At 52.5% G+C, this 17,623-nt stretch carries 14 protein-coding genes, 2 pseudogenes and 1 riboswitch; of the genes and pseudogenes, 10 read left to right on the forward strand and 6 right to left on the reverse strand.

The window, feature by feature from the left end; all coding sequences use genetic code 11:
* The 3 genes and pseudogenes from BCA33_RS13395 to BCA33_RS13400 all read left to right on the forward strand — a co-directional run.
* A pseudogene (locus BCA33_RS13395) lies at positions 1 to 192 on the forward strand (sodium:proton antiporter); the annotation flags it as partial.
* Between the two features lie 29 nt (positions 193 to 221).
* Positions 222 to 546 (forward strand): annotated as a pseudogene (locus BCA33_RS19855) (ISL3 family transposase); the annotation flags it as partial.
* Positions 547 to 967: 421 nt separating this feature from the next.
* Positions 968 to 2,533, forward strand: coding sequence for a TnsD family Tn7-like transposition protein (locus BCA33_RS13400; RefSeq protein ID WP_071266593.1), 1,566 nt, complete (start codon positions 968 to 970; stop codon positions 2,531 to 2,533).
* A 1,566-nt stretch (positions 2,534 to 4,099) separates the two neighbouring features.
* Here the strand turns inward: BCA33_RS13400 and BCA33_RS13410 are convergent.
* Both BCA33_RS13410 and BCA33_RS22825 read right to left on the reverse strand, forming a co-directional pair.
* On the reverse strand, positions 4,100 to 4,318 hold the full coding sequence (locus BCA33_RS13410) for an antitoxin Xre/MbcA/ParS toxin-binding domain-containing protein (protein WP_071266597.1): 219 nt from the start codon (positions 4,316 to 4,318) through the stop codon (positions 4,100 to 4,102).
* A 311-nt stretch (positions 4,319 to 4,629) separates the two neighbouring features.
* Positions 4,630 to 4,851 carry a DUF2326 domain-containing protein gene (locus BCA33_RS22825; RefSeq protein WP_368087252.1) on the reverse strand — a complete coding sequence of 74 codons (222 nt, stop codon included), beginning with the start codon at positions 4,849 to 4,851 and terminating at the stop codon, positions 4,630 to 4,632.
* Positions 4,852 to 5,343: 492 nt separating this feature from the next.
* On the opposite strand from BCA33_RS22825, the gene BCA33_RS13415 reads away from it, so the two are divergent.
* Together BCA33_RS13415 and BCA33_RS13420 are read left to right on the forward strand one after the other, a co-directional pair.
* Positions 5,344 to 6,720, forward strand: a complete 1,377-nt coding sequence (locus BCA33_RS13415; RefSeq protein ID WP_083394753.1) for an amidase — start codon at positions 5,344 to 5,346, stop codon at positions 6,718 to 6,720.
* Between the two features lie 28 nt (positions 6,721 to 6,748).
* A complete protein-coding gene (locus BCA33_RS13420) occupies positions 6,749 to 7,528 on the forward strand; it encodes an ABC transporter substrate-binding protein (protein ID WP_254774396.1) in 780 nt (259 codons plus the stop codon).
* A 38-nt stretch (positions 7,529 to 7,566) separates the two neighbouring features.
* Here BCA33_RS13420 and BCA33_RS13425 read toward each other — a convergent pair whose 3' ends face one another.
* Entirely contained in the window at positions 7,567 to 8,298 is a 732-nt protein-coding gene (locus BCA33_RS13425) for a DUF3047 domain-containing protein (protein ID WP_139173005.1), read from the reverse strand.
* A gap of 87 nt (positions 8,299 to 8,385) precedes the next feature.
* Positions 8,386 to 8,584, forward strand: a riboswitch (cobalamin riboswitch).
* Here BCA33_RS13425 and BCA33_RS13430 point away from each other — a divergent pair.
* On the forward strand, positions 8,541 to 11,492 hold the full coding sequence (locus BCA33_RS13430) for a ribonucleoside-diphosphate reductase subunit alpha (RefSeq protein ID WP_254774397.1): 2,952 nt from the start codon (positions 8,541 to 8,543) through the stop codon (positions 11,490 to 11,492). (Overlaps the previous riboswitch by 44 nt.)
* Positions 11,493 to 11,522: 30 nt before the next feature.
* The gene (locus tag BCA33_RS13435; RefSeq protein WP_071266601.1) at positions 11,523 to 12,581 is read left to right on the forward strand and encodes a ribonucleotide-diphosphate reductase subunit beta; all 1,059 of its coding nucleotides are present in this window, start codon (positions 11,523 to 11,525) and stop codon (positions 12,579 to 12,581) included.
* A 40-nt stretch (positions 12,582 to 12,621) separates the two neighbouring features.
* On the opposite strand, the gene BCA33_RS13440 is transcribed toward BCA33_RS13435, so the two are convergent.
* Entirely contained in the window at positions 12,622 to 13,224 is a 603-nt protein-coding gene (locus BCA33_RS13440) for a cysteine hydrolase family protein (RefSeq protein WP_071266603.1), read from the reverse strand.
* 1,136 nt (positions 13,225 to 14,360) lie between these two features.
* On the opposite strand from BCA33_RS13440, the gene BCA33_RS13450 reads away from it, so the two are divergent.
* Together BCA33_RS13450 and BCA33_RS13460 are read left to right on the forward strand one after the other, a co-directional pair.
* Positions 14,361 to 15,191, forward strand: a complete 831-nt coding sequence (locus BCA33_RS13450) for a hypothetical protein (RefSeq protein WP_071266607.1) — start codon at positions 14,361 to 14,363, stop codon at positions 15,189 to 15,191.
* A 677-nt stretch (positions 15,192 to 15,868) separates the two neighbouring features.
* Positions 15,869 to 16,285: a GNAT family N-acetyltransferase gene (locus BCA33_RS13460; RefSeq protein ID WP_071266611.1), complete on the forward strand. Its 417-nt coding sequence runs from the start codon at positions 15,869 to 15,871 to the stop codon at positions 16,283 to 16,285.
* A gap of 223 nt (positions 16,286 to 16,508) precedes the next feature.
* On the opposite strand, the gene BCA33_RS13465 is transcribed toward BCA33_RS13460, so the two are convergent.
* Positions 16,509 to 16,802: a type II toxin-antitoxin system YoeB family toxin gene (locus BCA33_RS13465; RefSeq protein WP_254774398.1), complete on the reverse strand. Its 294-nt coding sequence runs from the start codon at positions 16,800 to 16,802 to the stop codon at positions 16,509 to 16,511.
* Positions 16,783 to 17,055 (reverse strand): type II toxin-antitoxin system Phd/YefM family antitoxin, encoded by a 273-nt coding sequence (locus tag BCA33_RS19860; RefSeq protein ID WP_083394752.1) that lies wholly within the window; start codon positions 17,053 to 17,055, stop codon positions 16,783 to 16,785. Before BCA33_RS19860 ends, BCA33_RS13465 begins: the two co-directional genes overlap by 20 nt.
* On the opposite strand from BCA33_RS19860, the gene BCA33_RS20850 reads away from it, so the two are divergent.
* Positions 16,984 to 17,463 carry a transposase gene (locus tag BCA33_RS20850; protein ID WP_254774399.1) on the forward strand — a complete coding sequence of 160 codons (480 nt, stop codon included), beginning with the start codon at positions 16,984 to 16,986 and terminating at the stop codon, positions 17,461 to 17,463. The two genes, BCA33_RS19860 and BCA33_RS20850, sit on opposite strands and share 72 nt — an antisense overlap.
* The last annotated feature ends 160 nt before the right edge of the window (positions 17,464 to 17,623 follow it).

Consider the following 17,623-nt stretch of genomic DNA (forward strand, 5'->3'; position numbering starts at 1 on the left):
AGAGAGGGTGGGGCGCATATGAAGGCAAGCTGGATATTCTCCGCCAATGACGTGGTGATCAACATAGGCGTCATTGCCGCTGGTGCGTTGGTTGCGTGGACAGGATCTAATTATCCAGATCTGATCATCGGCGGCATCTCGGGAATCATTGTGCTTAACGGTGCCAGGCGTATTCTGGCGCTCCAGGGTTAAAACAATGCCCCTTACTTACAAAATGCTCTCTGCATTTTCAGGTTGACGAGCCCGATTCCATTGACTGCCAGGAATGCGGCGTGCAGGGTGAACTCGTGCGATTCGGCAAGCGAGTTACCCTCTGGGTGATCCGACGCGGATACACCTGCCGTTGCTTGCAACACCATATTCAGACCCCAACTCCCGCAAATGGTGGACGGCTTTCGTATAACGTTGCGGTTACATGAGTTCTTCAACCACCCCTATACTTTCGTGGCCCACCAGGCAGGTCTGAACGAGAAGATGATGCGAGCAATCTTCAATGCCTGTGTCGAATTCCTAAGCCGCTGGCGCCGCTTCAAGACGCTCCGCATTCCCAATTGCTATCGGCGCAATCCGAGTTACATTTTGGGGTGCACTCGCAATGGCACTTACGGCAGGAGTACGTCGAATATTTGGCGTAGTTGCATAATGCGGTGTTTGTTAATCATGGGTCCACCTCAGACCCTCTAGAAAATCAGGGCGAGTTATAAAGGGTACGGTAGCAAGTATTGGGCCAATACATGTCCTCACTGTAAAAGTATTCAGAGAGACAATTTCCTATTTATCTTCGGTAGTGTGGCGCTTGCGAGCGGGAGACTTCCATTGCGACCGATAAAGGAAATGGAAAGAACGGTCGGTATCCAGACTGGCCCGAAGTCAGTGAGCAGTTTTATGAATACGGTATTGGGGAAATACCGCTAAGCTTCTAGCTTTTGACTACAATCTGATCAGATAGACTTCGGATCGATCAGACATGTTGATGCAATTTCCAGTCGCCCATGACGACGAACTGCTTGGTAGCGTCATAGCTCGGTTCGTGCAACGGCAGGGCCTAGAAGACGACAAGGTGGCGTTGGGTCAGCTTTTTGCTTCTCAGAAAATTGTGCCGTCGTCGGTTCTTCAGGGCCATACAAATCAACTGCTCGCGAATATTGGGCACTTGTGGACAATCTCGCCCCGAGATCTGTTACAGAAGCATACGCTTCTTCCCGTGTTTCGTCCCTTCGTAGCTATGAAGGCCTACGATCAATTTGTCTTGGATTTATGTGGCCAGGGCAAAAACCACAGCATGCTGAGAACCGGCGTTAATGCTTCAAATATTGTTTGGCCATCCAATTTCAGGGTCTGCCCTTTGTGCTGTCAGCACCAGTTAAGAAAGTTTGGCTACCGATATTGGCAACGGATTTTCCAGTGTCCCGGAGTTGAAGCATGCCCGAAACATGGCTGCTTACTGATCGATACGGGAATCCCTCTGCAGTCGCACAGGCGGCACCGGTTTGTTGGTACACAGGCGATCACGCAACATGTTCCCGCGGTTTCACCGCTGGCCGACAGAAAAAATCTTCTGTTATCTATTGGAGTCTCTGACTTGCTTCGATGCAAAGCGACAGACGCACCCAATAACTATCAGTGGTCGAGATTCTATAGGGCTCTGGCGCACCAACATGATCTTAGTAGAGGAAAAGGCGTCCAGCATCAGGAAGTTGCTGCTCGGGTTCGAGCCTATTGGGGAGTTGACTGGTTGGAGAGTCATGGCCTTTCACTTGGAATTGATGACAACTGGCTTGTTTCAATGTTCCGAAAGCACCGTCGGCCATTTTCTTACCTACAACATTTCGTTTGTTGGTTTGCGATGTATGACAAAGAGCCCGCGTTGTGCGATGTGTTAGCTGAGGCTTCCCAGTTCTCGAAACAGCCCATGGGGAAGGCCAGGTATTTTTCACCACGTGCGGAGAAGGCTTGTCATCAGTATCGATTGTGTTGGAGCGACCTATTGAGTCGATATGGCTCCCTGCGTGAGGTTCGGAAACATCGGGAGGGCGCACGAGTCTATTCGTGGCTGTATCGGTTTGATTCAGACTGGCTTACGTCACACAAACCCGAGAAGGTTAATTCCAGAAGGAGGGTAAAGGTAGATTGGCCAAGGCGCGATCGCACGATTGTGCGGGAGCTTATCGCAATTGAGAGGGCTGTCTGGCAAGATCTGGAAGGTGCCAGGCGCTCGAAACGCTGGTACTGCAAACAGGTGACTGACAGCAAAATCCTGGAGAAGAAACTCGCTAAGCTGCCTTTATGCCAAGCGTTCTTTATTCGGTATACAGAGTCGGTCGATGAGCATCAGGCGAGACGGCTGGCTTGTATATTTGCCGGCTTGGTTTTGCAAAATGAATGGCGAATACCTACCTATGAAATTGAACGAATGGCCGGGCTCGATCCAAAAAAGTGTCGAGAAGTTGGCCGTCAAATACTTTTCCAAGCCATCCCCGCCTGGCGCCGTTCTGAGGCGATTACCTTCCGACAGCGCCCTCAAGCGGGCTGATGGAATTCATCAGCGAAAATGGCTCTTTGGGAAGGCCCGCCCCTACATTAACGTAAAATTCGAAGGCCATGCTCAGCAAGCCGTTCCTGTTGAGCTGATTTCCATGTTGGTAGTGGGGAGCAGTTACGAAAATAAGAAAAGGAACCCGGCGCCTCAATCTGAAAAGTACGAGTTCAAAGTAATTGAGGAGCCACAGCTGACGAGGGCTTCATCAGGCGTAAATTGGTTCCGGTTTAAAACAGAGCGCGGCACGATAGTTCGCGTAAGGCAATTAGAGCTAGCGAAGTGCCTGTTTCTTCATAATTTCCAACTTGCTAGAACAGCCTTTAGACCTAATGGTTTGTCTGGCCTGGCACAGGTTTCGGAGAGTGAGGATGCGACAACTATCAAGTTCCCAACAGTGGTGGATTACCCGCAAGCGAATCTAAAGTCCAAAGCCACACTTGCTCACTTCTCATGGATGGTTTTGGATCAAAATGCTCGAAAAAGCTTTGGGTCGATCCTGAACTTTTGGATGGAATCAGATAGCGAATCATGGAATTTTCGTTTCGATCCGCCACGAATGAAAGGGTGGCATGTTGCAGGATCCGGCTATTCCGGGGCAGGAGACGCCAGTGACATATTCACGATCGATGAAGTCACTCGCTTTCATAATCCGGTGTTTTCTCATCAAAAACCGATAGTCATTGATCATCCGAGGTTCAATGAGCTTTTGGCGAAAGAACCTATTAACGGTAAGAGGCCGAAAATACAGCGTAGCGACGATGATCCGTTATTGGAACTCAGTTTAGAGCCACTGCTTGGGAAAAGGTTAGACCAGGTTGCAGATCACGGATTTAAGTTCTCGTTTGACGACAGTCTGGAAGTTAAAGTACAGGTAAATGGCAGAAGGTACAGCGTAAAGCCCGTTGTAGATGCTGACTCAACGCCGGCGGCAGAAACCAGTAGCCCCGGCCATGCTACGGAAGGTGGTACGGGGCGAGAGCTTGACTATGGCATTAATCGGGGTGGAGATGAGGCGGAGTTGATCGCGGAGGAACTCACCGAAGTTGAGCCAGCAGACAAATTCCAGATCTTCGAAAAAGTAGTGCAGCAACTAGGAGAGCGCCCCGGCTTCACTTTTGAAAAGAAGGTGTGTTTTCAACTACCTTGGCCAAGAGGCTCCAATTTGGCCGCCACCAAAACAATAACTGGAATGCCAGTGCAAAGTTACGTCGCATTGCTGAAATATCAGTCTGTTCCGGTCATTGTCATTGAAGTTGATACGGAGAGCCTGCTCAACTCGCATACACTAAGCAATTTGATAGTGGTTTTTTCTAAGGATGCGACTGAGGGAGTTAAGTCATTGCTTCAGCGTTGCTCAACCATGGGTTTGTACTGGGATCTCGATTACATCAAACGTTTGAATGCCGTCCCGAGAACCTGCGCTCATCCCCACCGAGTCACTAAAAGCGGGGGGGAATCAGTAGCGGTGAGCCCAGAACAATATCAAAGGAGATGGGTAAATATACTGGAGCGCCATATCAAGGCGTTAGTGAAAGAGGTAAAGCGCGCTTGAGGACTGGTTCAGGTAACGATGCCGTGTTCGAGCCGACCAATTACGTCTCGTACCTGCTGGATACCTTCTTCATATTTCAGTAAGTCATTTGGCTTTTTGTCCCCCAGCGCACGGACAGGCCCTGAGAGCCACTGGTCAGCGAGTTTTTGGTTTCCTTCGAATAGCTCGACTGCTTCCGCTATAGCCGTCATGCGCAAAGTGTTTAGATCTACGTTGTCTTGGCTCATGTGGCGTCTACCCTCGCGAAGGCGTTAATCGGCAACGTGCCATCAATCTCCAGTGAGTATTGCACATAGTATTTTCGATGCCGAGTTCGTACTGAGTCCCCAGGGATTCAAAAGACATCGACACGCACTCGATTCTACGGGCTGGAATTGAGTGAGTTTCATTGGATACTACTACAAACTTTGACCCGATGGATCCCAATACCCAAGTCTCACTCAAAGACCTTGGTTGTCGCTGAACCGGCCAAGTTAATTGTCGCGCTATACCTTAGCCTATAAGGGGAATTTATGGTCTATGAGTTGCTTGTAGCAGGTCAGGCATTCGATGAAGGCTGGCTGCCGAACCGGATTCCCAAAAGTTTGTTCTTTGGGTCGTCACCGCGAAGGGTTACGGCAACTCTCTGCTTGAGATCGGCTTGCGCACTGTCAGATAGATGCGCAAGCATTGCATCAAAGTTCTCGGTATTGAGGGAGGCAATGTACTGTTTTCCAGTATCTGCCAGTGCCGAATGGACGTGGATGAAGTCGTAGTAAATGCCAGTAGCTTCTACTCAGCCATCGTTACCGCCGTCGCCCCAGTTGCCCCAAGGCGCAATCACTTGGAACCCCTCAACGCCATAACCGGTAACGGAAAAGTTCGTTAATCAACTGCTGAAAGGCGGCACCATGCGATTCATGTACCTTTAGCTTGAAGAGCGCTCTGAAGAAAAAATCATCCATACTCGACATCGAGACGCATCCAGTGCTAAACCGTTTCTGGCGATGGCCGCCATGACGTTCATTTGAATAATCATAGCGTACTTGGCAGGTTGCTTCTATTCTGATTGGACATCCCCTCGCCACAGGGACTGGAGTCGCGAAAAGAAAAGGATAGAGCTTTTTATCAAACTTTAATGTCAGAAGTCGGGGTGGGTTACCCCGCGGCAGGGTCTAAAAATATCAAACTTTAGAATCTTTCGAGTCCGGAAATGTGCGAAAATGATGCCTCTTTTTATCAATCTTTATTATCGGGTGACACTGGTGGAGATATGAAAACACAGCCTGGTCAGCCCCCCATAGAACTGACAGAGACCACTTTGTCGTCTCTGCTGGCAGGACTGCACCAGAACAAATGGCGTGCCAGCCAACTTCTTGAACAGTGCCTGAGTAACGCTGACCATCACGATGACCCAGCCAACCAGGTTTATACGGCCCGTTTCGACCGGACAGCCAGAGCGGAAGCCGCCGCCGTTGATGCGCTTCAGAAGGGCGGGGTTCCGCTGGGCGAGCTTGCCGGGGTGCCGATAGCGCTTAAAGTGCTGTTTGATGTTGCCGGTGAAGTAACCCACTCAGGATCCAAGTGGTGGGACAAGCAAGCGCAAAGTGACGCGCTGATTGTCTCGCGCCTGCGCAGGGCCGGTGCGGTTATCACCGGGCATACCAACATGACCGAGTTCGCTTACTCCGGGCTTGGGCTAAACCCCCATTATGGTACGCCTGCCAACCCACTTGCGCCGGGGCGGATATCCGGTGGCTCATCATCCGGGGCGGCCGCTGCGGTAGCCCATGGCATGGCCGCTGCGGCCATTGGCAGTGATACCGGCGGGTCGGTGCGAATACCGGCCGCATTTTGTGGTTTGGTGGGCTTCAAACCCTCCCAGCAACGCATACCTCGCGATGGCGTATTCCCCTTATCCCAGAGCCTCGATTCCATCGGCCCCATTGCTCACAGTGTTGAATGTTGTGCCCGCCTGGATGCCGTTATGGCTGGTGAGCCCTGGCAGAAGGCGGCTCCCATAGATCTGCGCGGGCGACGCTTTGTGGTGCCGGCCAATTACATGCTTGATGACCTGTCCCCGGGGGTTGCCGAAGCGTTCGCCAGTAGCCTGCGCACACTGCGAGACAACGGGGCTCAGATTGTGGAAACACAGGTGCCGGTGCTGGATACGTTGCCGGAACTTATGGAGAACGGAGGGCTTTCAGCGGCGGAAAGCTATCACGTTCACCGACACTGGTTGCAGCAGCACGGCGAAGAATACGACCCTCGGGTACGCCAGCGATTGGAGCGGGGCGCCGGTATCAGCGCCGCGGATTACCTTGAGCTATTGCAGCGCCGGGCCGCGCGAAAAAAACAGGCGGACCAATGGCTCAGTGCCTATGACGGGATTCTTGCACCCACGGTGCCTGTTGAGCCGCCGCTGCTCGCCGAGCTTGAAAGCGATGCTGAGTACGGGCGCCTGAACATGCTTGTTCTGCGTAACCCCACCGTGGCCAACCTTCTCGATCTGTGCGCTATCACACTCCCCAACCATCAAGACGGCGCCCTGCCTAGCGGCCTGATGCTGATTGGCCGTAATGGGCTAGACAGTTCTGTGCTTGGTATTGCGCAGGCGGTGGAAAACGTCCTTATACGCTCAACATATTGATACTATGACTAAATACTGGAATTTATTTTTGCCCCCGAACCTGCTCTTCGCCTTCGTAGCTCGGTTGGGCGTTACTGTCACGCTGCTTGCCATGATTGTGTTAGCGGGGCCTGCCTTGGCCAATGCCGACGGTAACAAACTGCGCATTGCGTATACCGAGTTCCCTCCTGCCGAGTACCAAAATGAGCAGGGCGAACCGGCGGGATTTTTTACTGAGCTCACCCGAAAAGTTGCCGAGGAAGCCGGCTATGAGGCCGAGTTTATCTACCTGCCTGTAAGCCGGGTTTATTTGTACCTGAAAAGCGGCGATATTGACCTGTTCCCCGGCCTTTCCGAAGTGCCAGCTCTTAAGAGCGAGGTGCTCGAAAGCTGGGTAAATGTTTATCCAACCCGGCTTGATGCCTGGCATCTTGAGAGTTCAGAGCCACTGACACACTTTAATCAGCTTGAGGGAAAAACGGTCATCGTGATTGGGGGCTACACCTATGGCGGTTTGTTATCGTGGCTTGAGAATTCTGAACGTATCCGGCTAACCGAAGCTCCCAACAGCCGTGCAGCACTCGAGATGCTCAAGCTGAAGCGTGGTGATTATATTCTGGATTATCGCGAAATGGTTGAGGAGATACTGGCTCAGCCATCAGACCGCGGAGTACGGGGCTCGGAAGTGAGATCACGCTATTCGGCCTGGTTGTATTCCCTGGCAAGCCCCAGAGCGGCGCTGCTCCGGGAAGCGTTTGACGATGCTACCTGCGACTTGTCAGCCGAGGTGAGGCTCCACCCGTCCGGGATTTCAAGGCTGACTTCGTGATTCCCGGATTTCCTGAAGAACACCGTTAAGGCAGATTCTTAATCCGCGCTAACCGGGCCAAGGGTGATATCGCCATACCAGGCGCTTGCCTGCTCGCCGGTGTTGTCTGAATCCGACATGATGGCAATGCCGCGAATCGGCGGTGGGCTTTCCCCAAACGCTTTACGGTAGTCCGCCACAATATCCCGCTCAATACTCACCCATTCACCGGCCTTTTCGCTGCCGGAATTCACAGCAACCATTACAGTTTTTTCGGTGTAGGGGTTGGCTATAAACTCGCCCTTCGGCAGGGTGTTTGCCCAGATGTAGTTCAGGGCATTACCAGGCAATTCCTCTCCAAACAGCACCTCCGCCGTTTTGCGTTTTGCGCGTTCAAAAAAACCGGCCTTTTCTGGCTCAAACTCGAAGGCAACGTAGATGCGGGCAGGGTAGTCATCGCCGGATTTTTCGCGGGCATCGCCTTTTTCAAACACATTGGAAACCTTCCAGCGCCAGCTTAGCATCGGCGCACTCTCTGGCTTGATATCCAGCCGGGCGATCAGGCCAGAAGCGCCGCCGGAGGTGTGGGCTTTAACCACCTGAGTGCCATCCTCGCGTATCAGCTCGTAGCGCGAGTGCTGTTCTATGTTGGGGAATTCCAGTGGCTCCCAGCCATCTGACAGAGATTCCATTTTCGAGAATGCGGGAAGCAACGGCTCCTGTGCCAGCAGATGCGGAGATGCCAGGCTGGCCAGGGTAAAGACTAGACAGGTAACAGTGCGGGTGGTCATAAGCATGAAATCGTCCCACTTTATTGTGTGTTTGTGATAGACCGGCGGATTGGGGAAAGGTGCCTTGTCTCTCAAAAAAATCCCGTATATAGTGCCCCTATCCTTGGTTGAATACCAAATATGGTATTCGGGAATCCGGTTAGAATCCGGAACTGACGCGCAGCGGTATTGGGGAACGAGCGTGGCACAAAGACACTGGCGCAAGCCGGGAAGTCGCCACGCAAGGCAGAACCGAGAGGTTCATGCCCCTGAGTCCGAAGACACTGCCAGGGATAACTGCACCTTCGCGACTCAGGCGCCTGCATTTGGCCCTACAAGGTGAGCAGCAACGAACACGGCACGGTTACAGCTATTATTGGCTGGTGCTCTGTTTTGCCCTGTGTACGCGAAGGTTATGGAATTCACGCGTATTCAGGAGAACACCTTATGTCTGCGACAGCTATGGCCGAGCCCCGGCCTCATCGCCCTCCGCCACAGAAGCCCTTCAGGTTATCAAACGTAACGGCAACCTGGTCAGTTTTATCCCATCCAAAATCAGTGTAGCCGTTACCAAAGCATTTCTCGCTGTTGAAGGTGACCAGGCAGCAGGATCTGCCCACATTAATGATGCCGTTCACCGGGTAACCGAGCAGGTTGTGCAGGCCATCAGCCGCCGCTTGAAAGCCGGTGGCCGAGTACACATTGAAGACATTCAAGACCAGGTAGAACTGGCCCTGATGCGCGCCGAAGAACAGAAGGTGGCCCGCGCCTACGTACTTTACCGTGAAGAACACGCCCGCGAACGCGCACTGCATGAGCCGGTAGAAGCTCACCCTCATCTCACCGTAAAACTGGCTGGCGGCCGCACAGCACCGCTGGATATGGGCCTGATGAAACAACAGGTCGACCAGGCGGCATTTGGCCTGGAAGGTATTGATGGCGAATCCCTGGTGGAAGACGCTATTCGCAACCTCTACAACGGCATCGATGAAACCGAAGTGCTAACGGCACTTATCATGACGGCCCGTGGCCGCATCGAACGTGAGCCGGACTACAGCGCCGTCACCGCCCGCCTGCTGCTGGAACAGTTGCGCCTTGAAAGCGTAACCGCCTTGAAACTGGACACCAACCTGACCCTGGCCGAGGTGTATCCACAAGCCCTGAGCACGTTCATCAGCGCCGGTATTCGCTACGAATTGCTCGATGAAGCCATGGCCGCTTTCGATATGGAACGCCTGGGCGCGGAATTGAAACCAGAGCGCGATCAGCAATTTGGCTTTCTTGGCCTGCAAACCCTGTACGACAGGTACTTCCTGCACTGGAAAGAAGACCGCCTGGAACTGCCTCAGGTGTTTTTCATGCGCGTCGCCATGGGCCTGGCGCTGCGTGAAGACGACCCCAACAGCCGTGCCATCGAGTTCTACAACCTGTTGTCCTCCTTCGATTACATGGCATCTACGCCCACACTGTTCAACAGCGGCACCCGCCATTCCCAGCTTTCATCCTGCTACCTCACCACCGTGGGCGACGACCTGGAAGACATCTATGGCGCCATTCGTGACAACGCCATGCTCTCCAAATGGGCTGGCGGCTTGGGCAACGACTGGACACCGGTGCGCGCGCTGGGTTCCCGCATCAAAGGCACCAACGGCCAAAGCCAGGGCGTGGTGCCTTTCCTGAAGGTGGTGAATGACACCGCTGTAGCGGTTAACCAGGGCGGCAAACGCAAAGGCGCCGTGTGTGCCTACCTGGAAAGCTGGCACCTGGACATCGAAGAGTTTCTGGAGCTGCGTAAAAACACCGGCGACGAACGCCGTCGCACCCACGACATGAACACCGCCAACTGGGTACCGGATTTGCTGATTGAGCGTATGCGCCAGGATCGTGACTGGACACTGTTCACCCCCAGTGACGCGCCCGACCTGCACGACCTATACGGCAACGAATTCCGCGAGCGCTACGAACACTACGAAGCCCTCGCTGCGGAAGGCAAAATCGAGCTGTTCAAAACCATTCCGGCCAAACAACTGTGGCGCAAAATGCTCACAGTACTGTTTGAAACCGGCCATCCCTGGATAACCTTCAAAGACCCCTGCAACCTGCGCTCGCCGCAGCAGCACAAGGGCGTGGTACACAGCTCTAACCTGTGTACAGAAATCACTCTGAATACCAGCGCCGAAGAAATTGCCGTGTGCAACCTCGGCTCCGTGAACCTGGCCGCTCACATCCACAACGGCGAACTGGATGTGCAGCGCCTTGAACGCACCGTAAACACCGCCGTGCGCATGCTCGATAACGTTATCGACATCAACTTTTACGCTGTGCCCCAAGCCCGCAACTCCAACCTGAAACATCGCCCGGTTGGCTTGGGCCTCATGGGCTTTCAGGATGCGCTTTACGCACTGCGCCTGCCGTACACCAGCCCGCAGGCCGTTGAATTTGCAGACGTAGCCATGGAACAGCTCAGCTACTTCGCCATCCGAGCGTCGGCGGAGCTGGCAGCAGAGCGCGGCGCCTATGAGAGCTACGAAGGGTCCCTGTGGAGCCAAGGCGTTCTACCCATCGACTCCATCGAATTGCTGAAAGCTGCCCGCCTTGAAGGCGACCTGAGCGTGAACACCGACAGCCGCCTGGATTGGGCCCCGGTGCGCGAACTCATCGCCAAGCACGGCATGCGGAACAGCAACGTAATGGCCATTGCCCCCACCGCGACCATTTCCAACATCGTGGGCGTGTCGCAATCTATCGAACCTGCGTACCAGAACCTGTTTGTGAAATCGAACCTGTCCGGCGAATTCACCGTGGTGAACCCATCCCTTGTGCGCGATCTCAAAGCCGAAGGCCTGTGGGACAACGTGATGGTGAACGACCTGAAGTATTACGACGGCAGCGTGCAGCAAATCGAGCGCATACCCACCGAACTGAAATCCCGCTACGCCACCGCGTTTGAAATAGACGCCCGCTGGCTGGTGGAAGCTGCCTCTCGTCGCCAGAAGTGGCTGGACCAGGCCCAGAGTTTGAACCTGTACATGGCGGAGCCCAGCGGTAAAAAACTCGATGAGCTTTACCAGCTGGCCTGGGAGCGTGGACTGAAAACCACCTACTACTTGCGCTCCTTGGGTGCCACCGGCGTAAACGAAAGCGCCGCCCCGGTTGCAGCACCGCAGCCACAAGTATGCAGCATCGACGAACCTGATTGTGAAGCTTGTCAGTAACCACTTACTTTGTATCTAAGAGGCACAACCATGCTTAATTGGGACGACGAAACCACCAACCAAGCCAAGCCTGCCAACCCAAGCGGCCCGGCGCCGGTAAACGTAGACGACAAACGTGTAATCAACGGCGAAACCGACGTAAACCAGCTGGCCCCGTTCAAGTACCCCTGGGCCTGGGAATACTTCATGAACGCCAACAAAAACCACTGGACGCCGCTGGACGTGAACATGTCGCAAGACGTTCACGACTACCACCACCGCCTGAACCCGGCGGAAAAGCACGTATTTGAAAACGTGCTGGCCTATCTGACAACTTCCGACATCCTAGCCATGCGCAACATCGGCCTGGCAGTAATGGAAAAAATGACCGCGCCTGAGCTGCAGATATACCAGGCGCGCCAAGTTTACGAAGAGGCCATGCATACTTGGGCCTACCAGCACTGCATTGAAACCCTCAACCTGGACCAGGGTGAAATCTACAATCGCTACCGCGTAGTGCCGCAAATCAACGCCAAAATCCAGATAGCCAACCGCCGCCTGGACGCCGCCATGCGCTCCGACATGAACCTGCGCAACAAAGACGACCTGCAAGAATTCATCATGTCGTACCTGTTTTTCGCCGGCGTGTTTGAAGGCTGCTGGTTCTACAACGGTTTCAGCCCCATCTTCGCCCTGCAGCGCCGCGGCCTGATGCGCGGCACTGGCGAGCAGTTTCAGTACATATTGCGTGATGAATCCATGCACTTCTCCTTCGGCCTGAAAGTGGTTAATCAGATCCTGGAAGAAGAAAACATCAGCTTCGACCCCAAGGCCGTGCGCGACATGTGGGATGAATCCGAAGCCGCCGAGCGGGACTACGCCAACTACATCCTGCGCGACCCGATCCTCGGCTACTCCGCGGAATACCACATCGAACAGTTCCGCTTTGTAGCCAACCGCCGAGCTCGCGCCGTGGGCCTGGAGGAGCCGTTCCCCGGCGCCAAAAACGTCTCACCCTGGCTGGATGAGCAGGCGACCATGCGGAAGGAGAAGAACTTCTTCGAAACGCGGGTGATTGAGTACCAGACCGGGGCACAGCTGGAGTGGTAATGCTGAGCCCCAGGTTTGGGTATTCGCCGGGATATACCGGTTAGTCTGGAACCTCTGCCGAGGACGGAACCACGGCAGAAGGTAAGTCCGACAGGGCTGCCAATGCGGCCTCCTGAACCTGATCCGATGGAACCGTTTTGCCCGAGGCCTTCGAGGGCAAAGAGCGGGTTGCTGTAGCAGAGGCAACCACCGTGGGACTATACCCCAGCGTGAATGCAGCACGAGCGGTGGAATTCACACACATGTGAGACATGAACCCCGTCAGGATCAGGTTTTTGATACCGGCCTGCGCTAATTGCTGATCCAGATCTGTCTGGGCAAAGGAATTGGGGAAGTTCTTGGTGATAACCGGCTCCCCCTCCATAGGCGCCACCACATCGGCAATTTGCCCGATAGGGGCAGTGAGGTCATAAGGTGAGCCGGCCCCAGCGTCGTGCTGAATATGAAAAACCGGGCGGCCTGCGGCACGGAAACGTTGCAGCAGAGCCTTGCACTCTTCCAGCGCAGGCTCCACTCCGTCGAGCTTCATCACGCCTTCCCGATAGGTATTCTGGGCATCAATAATCACCAGTGCAGAATCGCTGATGGGGCTGGCAGTGTTGCCCAGGCCCACGATGTCCCTAAGGGTTGTAATATCACTCATGATGTATCCTTTAGAGTTGGCCGCCGACCAATTCAGTACTTCAAATGGGGGCGCGATGAATAACAGACTCCAGGAGCCCGGCCTCAGTGGCTCATATATATGTACGTTACTCGGGCGCTGGTGGCAAAAGAATCAACCTAATGGGCGAATTGCCTGCGACGCGAGTAGCAGTACGTAAGTGCTGGCTCCACCGACGTTGAATAATGATCAGCCCAGCGGGCTCCATGCTGTTTTGATATTCAGTTATTTGAGCTCGGCTGGCCGTAATTGCACGGCAAAAAAACGGAGATATACGGCAACTGTCGCAAAACTTTGTGAATTTACGGCCGGGTATATTACAACCCTATGAAAAATATGAAATAGTCACTGAGTAACGATGATAGATAAGCGAACACATATTTGTGGGAGAACCCGACAATTGACGCCTATTTCCAGGCGGTCTACCTTATAGAGAAGGTAGCTTTTTGATAACAAAGGCAAACTTGATTGCTCGCATGTGCCAAGAAGGGAAATAGGCGCATATGGATAGATGTCATTTGTCGTTGAATTAGCTGTTAAATCGCTGATTGATATGAGCAAGGAGTGAATATGGTAGCTCTGGTCAAGGAAGTCTACTCGAAGGAAGATGCCTGTCATCTATATGGGTACGACCTGCTCAATGAGACATATCTCGGCTCGAGGTACGTGGTCACATTTGGTCTAAGTTTGGAAGCGTTGTCACCCTCTGAGGCTCTAGAAAAACTATATGGATTTCGAGGTCATATTTTTCGGTTCACGGATAAAAAAGAGTTTCTAAAAATGTTCAACACAAAATTAGATGGGCCACTTAATCACTAGGGCTACGAGCGGTTTAACAAGTCAATTAAGTTCGTTCCCGGCCTGATGGCCGTCCACCGGACGTCCCTGTCGGGCCGCCGCTTATTTCAGCGTTGAGGCTGTAGAAAAAGGTCGGAGGCTTTTTCTGACCTGAAGTTGATCAATAATTAATCTAAAAATAGCGCCTATTCTTAAAATCTGGAGCATTTGTCACCGAAAACATACTCAGATTTTACGTAGGAACATCACCGAAAAAAGGCTCTAGGGTTTTTCTACAGCCTCGTTATACACAGTAGCAATATGAAGAGGTACTTTCACGAATGCGAGATAAGCGAGCCCTAGCGGGAATAGTTGTTGGCATAGTGGGTATCGTTTTAGGAGCCGCGTTTTCTTATTGGAGCAGCGCTCATTTTTTCGACGAAGGTAAAAGTTACGTCCACAGTGAGCTTTCCAATCGCGCCTTACGACGAGGCGTAGACCAGCAACAGGTTGACGCATCCAAGGATGCTGATGAACTATATGGTTTGATTTTGGAGAAGGGGGTAGAGGAAGCGGTAAGGCGACAACTTGATGACGCAACAGCAAATGCGGTACGAAAAGGAGAGGATAGAGGTCGCGCAGCTTGCGAAGTAAATTACGAGAAGAATATCGGATCGCTCCGGAATGAGATGAGTGCGCAAAAGCTAGAGTTCCAAAATAGGGAGGAAAAACTCAAGCTAGAGTTCGAAAATAACGAAGGAGAACTAACGAGACAACACAAAGTGCGACAAGATCGCCTTTCAGCGGAAATTTCTCGATTGGCTGAACAAATCTACCTAGAGCGTTTTTGGGCGCACTTCGAAAGTGCCGTGGTGGCAGCGAACGAACTTGCGGGGGTCGACGATATCGCAAAGCTTACAGACAACCAACGCCGTTGGATGGTAGAAAACGCTCAAGCTATGGTCGACGTTGCCGAACGAGGTAGAACGGCGGCACGCACCATCCTAAAAGCGCTGAATGGCGCTATCGACGATTTACAGGCAGTCTTAGCTACGGACCCGGTTGATATGGACGCCCTAAAGCGAGCAGTCGGCCGAATAAATGCTGGCCTTGGTTCTGCGCGGCAGATATATGTTGAGGGCGAGCTTCTGTTTCATCAACCTGCCGAATAATCGTTATGGTTGGGCGTTGTTAAGGCCCCAGGTAGGAAGGCCGGTTTGGAGCGAACCGGGGATGGTGTATAACCATGCCCTCAACCCGGACGGCTTTTTCGCTCGCGACGCTCGCCAAAAAGCCACCGGTTAGGGCTGGCGTTATAACTAAAAATATGAGCGACGAACGAGCAGAACGCACCAACAGGTTCCAAATGGTACTTACCAATGTAATGTGCCAGGGTTTCTTAGCATTCGATATCGCTATCCTTATTGCGTATGCAACCCATGCAGAAATCACGGATACGGAGCGAAAAGCAATTTTTTGGGCAGCCTTAGCTCTCCCGCCTTTGGCTTTTGCTCTGGCCCTAAACACGTTCCACAAGTTGGGAGAAATGAACGGAAACTTCGGGCAGGTTGCCTCGCTTGTCCTACGATCATTCGGGTTAATTTTTTCCTGCGTAGCGATCGTTTATTTTTTTCACGCATTTTCAAGCACTATAGGCTGGGCATTTGCTATATCGACGGGGGTAAGTTTCTTCGTCTTTCTGCATAGCTTTCAGCGGGATAAGCCCACTAGGTTATAACAAGTGCATCAAATTCGTTCCGGCCCAAATGGGCCTCCACCGGACGGCTTTTTCTCCGCTTCGCTGCGTAAAAGCCGCCGTTTATGCAGGCGTTAATTGCCAAGGAGAGGTATGACTATTAGCTTCAAGGTAAATCATCCCATTACCACTGACCAGTTCATCGGCTTGTTGGAGAATTCTACCCTCGGAGAACGCCGGCCAATTCACGACCGAGAATGTATGGAAGGGATGGTTGCCAATTCCAATCTCACTGTAAGCGCTTGGGATGAGGATTTGTTGGTTGGCATCTCTCGCAGTGTCACGGATTTCCACTATGCCTGCTACCTGTCAGATTTGGCGGTTCATCAGAGTTATCAGAGATTAGGAATAGGTAAGCGATTACAGTCACTGACCCAAGAGCAACTGGGGCCGCTCTGTAAATTGATACTCATCGCAGCACCGGCAGCTCATTCATACTATGGTCAGATCGGCTACACACACAATGACCGTTGTTGGGTTCTGGATCCGGAGGTGACCATTGGCAATTAACAAGTCAATTAAGTTTGTTCCCGGCCTGACGGCCGTCCACCGGACGCCCCTGTCGGGCCGCCGCTTATTTCAGCGTTGAGGCTGTAGAAAAAGGTCAGAGGCTTTTTCTGACCTGAAGTTGATCAATAATTAATCTAAAAATAGCGCCTATTCTTAAAATCTGGAGCATTTGTCACCGAAAACATACTCAGATTTTACGTAGGAACATCACCGAAAAAAGGCTCTAGGGTTTTTCTACAGCCTCGTTAGGGCTGGTCGTAGTGCCCTCCAATGGCGAAAATATAAATGGATCTGTCGTCGAACCGGTATATGAGCTATCCTTTTGTGAGATGCGCCTTGACCACAAGCCTGACAAGTTATGTTTAAGCGGCTCAGGTTTGCCGATGCCAGTTGATGGATCGTCAGAGCGGAGCATTTCTTTTAGCAGTTTGCAGAGAGCGTTGTGCAGCTTTTTGTCTTTGTCGCGCATCTTTTCATATGCCTCCCAGGTGCTGCCCTCAAATACCAGTGATCTCATTCATCTGCTCATTATCAGGTATGTATCCTTGACCACGGCTGTGGGTATCGAGGGAGGCCGCAATCTGTTGCATCAGGTCTCGATTCTGAAGTACATGCAGCGTTTCTTGCTCTCTTTCCCAGTCTTCAGCACTTATTATCACGAATGCTTCTCCGGCACGACGTGTCACCTTGAGAGGTTCGTGTCTACTAACAACCTGCTCTACAAGGCTTTTCAGATTGTCTCTGAATTTGTTTACACTGATGATATCCATAATCCCACCATTATGTACGGAAACTCCGTACAACTATATAGCAATAGCCCTAACAAGGCCAAGCACGGCGACAGATTTTTCGTTGCTCGGGAACTGGGCATACATCCTGGCCAGATCTACAACTGGCGTCGTCAGTTCACCCGTTTGTCTGATAAACAGTTCAATCGCATTGATGGTGTCGATTACTCCAAGACTGAGAGCGAAGCCATGCGGAAGCTCAAACGCGAAATGGAGATCCTGAAGAAGGAGAACGAGTTCTTAAAAAAAGATGTCTGCGTACTTCGTGAAATCCCAAGAGTGAAGTACGCGCTGATGGATCAGTTTCGTCAGTCGTATACCGTTCGGTTGATGTGTCGGGCGCTGTCTCAGGGAGAAGGCTATTCGAGCCCGCAACGGCAAGGCTTTTAAATACAGTCGCACGTCTGAGGCGATGACGAACGTGGCAGACAACCTGCTGTGGCGTCAGTTTGCAGCGTCGGCTCCAAACCTGAAGTGGACGACCGACATTACCTACATCTGGGTGAATGGCTGCTGGCTTATTTGGCGACGGGGTAAGTCCAATGCGCAT

It is taken from the genome of Marinobacter sp. AC-23 (assembly GCF_001858325.1).
Lineage (GTDB): Bacteria > Pseudomonadota > Gammaproteobacteria > Pseudomonadales > Oleiphilaceae > Marinobacter.

Excerpts from the sequence above, each read along its gene's own strand:
- BCA33_RS13400 (WP_071266593.1), top strand. The coding sequence starts at position 968 with ATGTTGATGCAATTTCCAGTCGCCCATGACGACGAACTGCTTGGTAGC.
- BCA33_RS13425 (WP_139173005.1), bottom strand. The coding sequence starts at position 8,298 with ATGACCACCCGCACTGTTACCTGTCTAGTCTTTACCCTGGCCAGCCTG.
- BCA33_RS19860 (WP_083394752.1), bottom strand. The coding sequence starts at position 17,055 with ATGGATATCATCAGTGTAAACAAATTCAGAGACAATCTGAAAAGCCTT.
- BCA33_RS13450 (WP_071266607.1), top strand. The coding sequence starts at position 14,361 with ATGCGAGATAAGCGAGCCCTAGCGGGAATAGTTGTTGGCATAGTGGGT.
- BCA33_RS13465 (WP_254774398.1), bottom strand. The coding sequence starts at position 16,802 with ATGAGATCACTGGTATTTGAGGGCAGCACCTGGGAGGCATATGAAAAG.
- BCA33_RS13440 (WP_071266603.1), bottom strand. The coding sequence starts at position 13,224 with ATGAGTGATATTACAACCCTTAGGGACATCGTGGGCCTGGGCAACACT.
- BCA33_RS13460 (WP_071266611.1), top strand. The coding sequence starts at position 15,869 with ATGACTATTAGCTTCAAGGTAAATCATCCCATTACCACTGACCAGTTC.
- BCA33_RS13410 (WP_071266597.1), bottom strand. The coding sequence starts at position 4,318 with ATGAGCCAAGACAACGTAGATCTAAACACTTTGCGCATGACGGCTATA.
- BCA33_RS13415 (WP_083394753.1), top strand. The coding sequence starts at position 5,344 with ATGAAAACACAGCCTGGTCAGCCCCCCATAGAACTGACAGAGACCACT.
- BCA33_RS13435 (WP_071266601.1), top strand. The coding sequence starts at position 11,523 with ATGCTTAATTGGGACGACGAAACCACCAACCAAGCCAAGCCTGCCAAC.
- BCA33_RS13430 (WP_254774397.1), top strand. The coding sequence starts at position 8,541 with ATGCCCCTGAGTCCGAAGACACTGCCAGGGATAACTGCACCTTCGCGA.